Below are 4894 nucleotides of genomic sequence, written 5' to 3'. Positions count from 1 at the left end.
CCCCTGCCCCTCGGCCCCGCCTCCCTCCCGCGCGACGCGGCCACGGCAGCGGCAGCGGGAGCGGCCGTGGCCGAGGCCGAGGCGCCGTGGTGTCCGGCAGCAGTGGCATCGGCGCTCACCCGCCCCCGAACAGCGCGCCGAAGTCGACGTCGGCCCCGTACACGAACCCGCACACCAGCAGGATCAGCGTCCCGGGCAGCATGAACATGGTCACGGCGAAGGTGGCTTTGGGGACGGCGCGGGCTGCGCGGCGGCGGGCGTTCTGCGCGTCCGTGCGGCGCATGTCCTCGGCGATGGCGATCAGCGTGTCGACGATCGGGGAGCCGAGTTCCTCGCCCTGCTGGAGGGCGGTGACGAACTGGGCGACCTGCTCGGAGTCGTTGCGCCGGCGCAGTTCGTCGAAGGCCTGGCGGCGGCTGACGCCCATGTCCATCTGCTGGAGGGTGATGCGGATCTCGTCCGACCAGGGGCCCTCGTACTTGGCCGCGACCCGTTCCAGGGCCTGCCGGAAGCCGAGGCCGGCGCTGACGACGACGGCGAGGACGTCCAGGAAGTCGGGCAGGGTCCGCTCGATGTGGTCGCGGCGGATCCGGATCGCCGACCACAGGCCGACCTCGATCCAGAACAGGCCGAACGCGACCATGAGGAGGGCCGGTACGAGCTGCCCGTTGATCAGCATCGCGAAGGCGCCGAGCGCGCCGAGGAAGCCGTACACGGCGCGGCGGGCGGCGTAGCGGTCGATGGTGAGGCCGGCCGGGTTGCCGGCCATGTCGATCTGGCGGCGTTTGCGCGCCACCCGCTCCGGGCCCATCAGCCGCAGCACCAGCGGGGCCCAGCGGATGCCGAGGCGGTCGACGGCGGAGCCGACGGCCGTGGTGCGGGTGGCGCCGACCTCCAGGGCGAGGGCCAGGTCTGAGGGGAGTTTGGTCTCGGCGCGGTAGAGGCGGATGCCGTGGAAGATGCCGAGGACGGACAGGCCGAGGACCGAGGCCAGGGCGAGGGCGAGGGCCGGGGACAGTGGGATCGCGGTCATGTCGTCGTCCGCCCTCTCACACGTCGATCTTCGACAGGCGGCGGATCAGCACGAACCCGATCGTGAACAGCCCGATCGCGACGAGCACCGCGCTCTGCCCGAGGAACGCGCCGGTCATCCGGTCCAGGGCGCCCGGCATCATCAGGTTCACCAGCAGCAGCGAGCCGAGCCCGATCGCCGGGACCAGGTAGGCGGTCACCGTCACCTGGGACAGCTGGGTGCGGATCTCGCGCCGCGTCTCCTTGCGCTGCTCCAGGGTGACCGTGAGGTTGCGCAGGGAGCCGACGAGTGCGCCGCCCGCCCGTGCGGACAGGACGAGGGTGGAGACGAGGACGACCAGTTCGCGGGAGGGGAGCCGTTCGGCGATCTCGCCGAGGGACTCCTCGATGGAGTGGCCGACGGCGAGGCGGTCGGCGACCCGGGAGAGTTCCTCGCCCGCCGGGGCCTCCAGCTCTTCCGCCGCGATGGCGATGGCCGTACGCAGGGCCAGGCCGGCCTGGGTGGCGTTGGCGAGGATGCGGGCGAGCTCGGGGAGCTGGTTGATGAACCGCTCGGTGCGGCGCGCCCGCTGCCAGTTGAGGAAGGCGTCCGCCGCCCACAGGCCGATCAGGCCGGCGACCGGGCCGAAGAACGGGGCGAGGAGGCTGGCCGCGACCAGCCACACCCCGGCGACCGACAGGAGCACGTAGACGAGGAACTCGCCCGGGGTGAGGTCGAGGCCGGTCACCGCCAGCTTCACCTCGATCCGCCTGCCGAGCGCGGTCCTGCGCAGCCGCCGGTCGACGGCGGTGAAGCGGCGTCTGCGGCCGGGCGGTTCGGGGGCGCCGTCGGCGGCGAGGCGTTCGATGAGGGCGGCGCGCCGGGCCCGGCCGGCCATGTACACGTGGACGCCGGCGATGGCGAGGACGCAGGCCAGCAGGGTGGCGCCGAGGGTGAGGAGGACGATTGGGTTCACGGTCAGGGCGGTCCGGGTGATGGTCACAGGGGTGTCCGGGTGATGCGGGTGGCGAGCTGGTCGTCCGAAGTGGCGACTCCGAACGCCTGCGGGATCGGCTGGTTGTTCATGTAGAGGCGCTCGGCGATGCGGCGCGGCAGCGGGTGGTACTCGAACCAGCCGTTGACGCGGCCGTCCGCGCCCATCGGCCGGGCCGCGAAGCGGCAGACGGTGGTGATGCGGAAGGGCTCGCGGCCGTGGGAGTCGAGGATGGCGATCTCGGTGACGCGGCGGGAACCGTCGCCGAACCGGGTCAGCTGGACGACCACGTTCACCGCGCTGTTGATCTGGTCCTGGAGGGCTTCGAAGGGGACCTCCACCTCGGACATCGAGGCGAGGGTCTGCAGGCGCATGAGGGCGTCCTCGGCGCTGTTGGCGTGGACGGTGGCGAGGGAGCCGTCGTGGCCGGTGGACATGGCCTGGAGCATGTCGAGGGTCTCGCCGCCGCGGACCTCGCCGACGATGATGCGGTCGGGGCGCATGCGGAGGCTGTTGCGTACGAGGTCGCGGATGGTGATCTGGCCCTTGCCCTCCACGTTCGCCGGGCGGGATTCGAGGCGGATGACGTGCGCCTGCTGGAGCTGGAGCTCCGCGGAGTCCTCGATGGTGATGACGCGCTCGCCCTCGGGGATGAGGCCGGAGAGGGCGTTGAGGAGGGTGGTCTTCCCGGTGCCGGTGGCCCCGGACACGATCACGTTCATCTTGGACTGGACCAGGCCGGACAGGAGCAGGAGCATCTGCTCGTCGAGCGAGCCGAGCGCGATCATCTCGTGGAGGGTGAAGGCGCGCGGGAAGCGGCGGATCGTGAGGGTGGCGCCGGTCAGGGAGAGCGGCGGGATGATGACGTTGACGCGCTCGCCGCTGGGCAGGCGGGCGTCCACCATCGGATTGGCCTCGTCGACGCGGCGGTTGACGGTGGACACGATGCGTTCGATGGTCTGCATGAGCTGCTCGTGCGAGGCGAAGCGGAGGGGGAGCTGCTCGACGCGGCCGGCGCGCTCCACGAAGATCTGGTCCGGGCCGTTGACCATGATCTCGGAGATGGAGGGGTCTTCGAGGAGGGGTTCGAGCACGCCGAGGCCGAGGGCTTCGTCGACGACGCGGCGGATGAGCTGGGCCCGCTCGGCGGTGGAGAGGACGGGGCCCTCGCGGCTGATGATGTGCCCGAGCACGCGCTCCAGCCGGGTCCGCCGCTCGGCGGGGCTGAGCGCGGACATCTCGGCGAGGTCGATCTCCTCCAGCAGCTTGGCGCGGTAGGAGGAGACGAGGAGACCGTCCTCGCGGGGGCCGTGCCGGTCGTCCGGCGTCGCGACCCGGGAGCGCAGGCTCATGGTCGGGATCCCTTCAGGTCGCGGTCGGGGTCGGGGTCGTCGTTGGGCATGACGGCCGTTGCCCTGGCCGGGTCGAGGCCGAGTCCCGGCACGATGGATCGCACTGTGATGGTCACGGTGGCCGTGACGGCGTCGGCGCCGCTCGGACCCACGTCGATGGTCGCGTCGAGGCCGGAGCGGATCGCGGCGTGCCCGGCAGCCGCGCCGGCCCCCGGCTTGCGGGCCTCGACGCGGGCCGCGGTCCGCGCCGCGGTGTCGGCCTGCTCGTGCACGTACGCGACCCAGCCGAGCTGGATCCCGCAGAGCGCGACGAACAGCAGGACCGGGATGAACCCGATGTACTCCAGCGCCACCTGCCCGCGGTCGCCGCGCGGCATGCGCAGGCGGCGTCCGGCCTGCCGGTTGGCGCCGCCGTGACGCCGGTGGTGGTGGCCGGGGCCCCTGCCCGGGCAGCCGGGATCGGGGGTGTTGCCTTCGGCCCGGTGCGCGGGGGCCGGGCCCATGCCGACGGCCGGGGCGGGCCGGCGCTCACGGCCGGGCCGTACGTCGGGGTCGCCGGCTGTCCGCAGGCACGCCCGCCGGTCCCTGCGACCCCCGCCGACCGGTGCGGTCACGGCAGCGCCGCACCCGGCCGCCGTGTCCACCCCGGGCGGGGGCGTCTCGGCCGGCCCGGGCGAAGGCCGATCGAGCGAAGGCCGGTCGAGCGAAGGCCGGTCGAACGAAGGCGGTTCGCCGCTTCCGGCCGTGTCGGAGACACCAGTGGAGGTGGCTCGACCCTCGCGGCCGGGCCTGCAGTGGGGGTGGCCCGTCATGTCAGTCCTCCTCCCTCTCCATGGCCGCGCCGGCCTCGCCGGTGATGCGGCCGAAACTCAGCGACGGGTGGAGCACCGGGATTTCGAGCGTGACGGTGGCCTTGTAGAGCGGACCCGCCTCGGTGCAGCCGGAGGTCATGTTCCAGGCGCTGCCGATGTGCTCGGCGGCGGCTGCCGCGCACGCGCCGCCGCCCTTGACCGCGCCCGCGCGGGCCGCTTCGTCCGCGGCGTTGCCCGCCAGGGAGAAGGCGTAGCCGATCAGGACGCACTCCCAGACCGCCGCGACGAGCAGCAGGATCAGCGGGACCATGCCGACGAACTCGACGGCCACCTGCCCGCGGTCGCCGCGGGGCCGGAGGACGCGGTGGCCCCGGGCCGCGGCCTGAGACCGGTCGGTGTTGCGGGCACCGGTGGCCCCGGGGTCCCGGCCGGACTCGGGCTCCCGGTCCGCCGCCACGGGGTCGCCGGTGGTCCGGCAGGCGCTGGGGGCCGCCCCGGGCGGCGGGACCGGGCGGCTCGGCGGGGATCCGGTGGCGGGTCTGGGGGTGGGCATGTCAGTGCTCCCGGCCTCGGCGGAGCCAGGGGCCCAGCGCGCCGCGGTCGCCCGCGCCGCGGCGCAGGCGGGCGACGGGGCCGGGGGTGCGGACCGCGAGGGCCGCACCGGGGGCGGACACCCCGGAGCCGACGGCGGCCGGCGCTCCGGCTGCGGTCGGGGCCTGCGGGG

5 protein-coding genes are annotated in these 4894 nt (G+C 74.0%); all 5 read right to left on the bottom strand.

Annotated elements, in window-relative coordinates:
* Window positions 1-115: 115 nt before the first annotated feature.
* The 5 genes from HYE82_RS33990 to HYE82_RS33970 all read right to left on the bottom strand — a co-directional run bounded on the left by HYE82_RS33990 (window position 116) and on the right by HYE82_RS33970 (window position 4723).
* Window positions 116-1033, bottom strand: coding sequence for a DUF5936 domain-containing protein (locus HYE82_RS33990; RefSeq protein ID WP_179178073.1), 918 nt, complete (start codon window positions 1031-1033; stop codon window positions 116-118).
* 16 nt (window positions 1034-1049) lie between these two features.
* Window positions 1050-1994 (bottom strand): type II secretion system F family protein, encoded by a 945-nt coding sequence (locus HYE82_RS33985; protein WP_179178075.1) that lies wholly within the window; start codon window positions 1992-1994, stop codon window positions 1050-1052.
* Between the two features lie 17 nt (window positions 1995-2011).
* Complete coding sequence (locus HYE82_RS33980) at window positions 2012-3358, bottom strand: CpaF family protein (RefSeq protein ID WP_179178072.1); 1347 nt, start codon at window positions 3356-3358, stop codon at window positions 2012-2014.
* Window positions 3355-3972, bottom strand: coding sequence for a TadE/TadG family type IV pilus assembly protein (locus HYE82_RS33975; protein WP_309144543.1), 618 nt, complete (start codon window positions 3970-3972; stop codon window positions 3355-3357). Before HYE82_RS33975 ends, HYE82_RS33980 begins: the two co-directional genes overlap by 4 nt.
* A gap of 199 nt (window positions 3973-4171) precedes the next feature.
* Entirely contained in the window at window positions 4172-4723 is a 552-nt protein-coding gene (locus HYE82_RS33970; RefSeq protein ID WP_179178071.1) for a TadE/TadG family type IV pilus assembly protein, read from the bottom strand.
* Between the last annotated feature and the right edge of the window lie 171 nt (window positions 4724-4894).

The sequence above is a fragment of the Streptomyces sp. BR123 genome, assembly GCF_013401435.1.
Taxonomy (GTDB): domain Bacteria; phylum Actinomycetota; class Actinomycetes; order Streptomycetales; family Streptomycetaceae; genus Streptomyces.
Note: the sequence above shows the minus strand (reverse complement) of the source record. Positions and strands in the feature narration are given on the sequence as shown.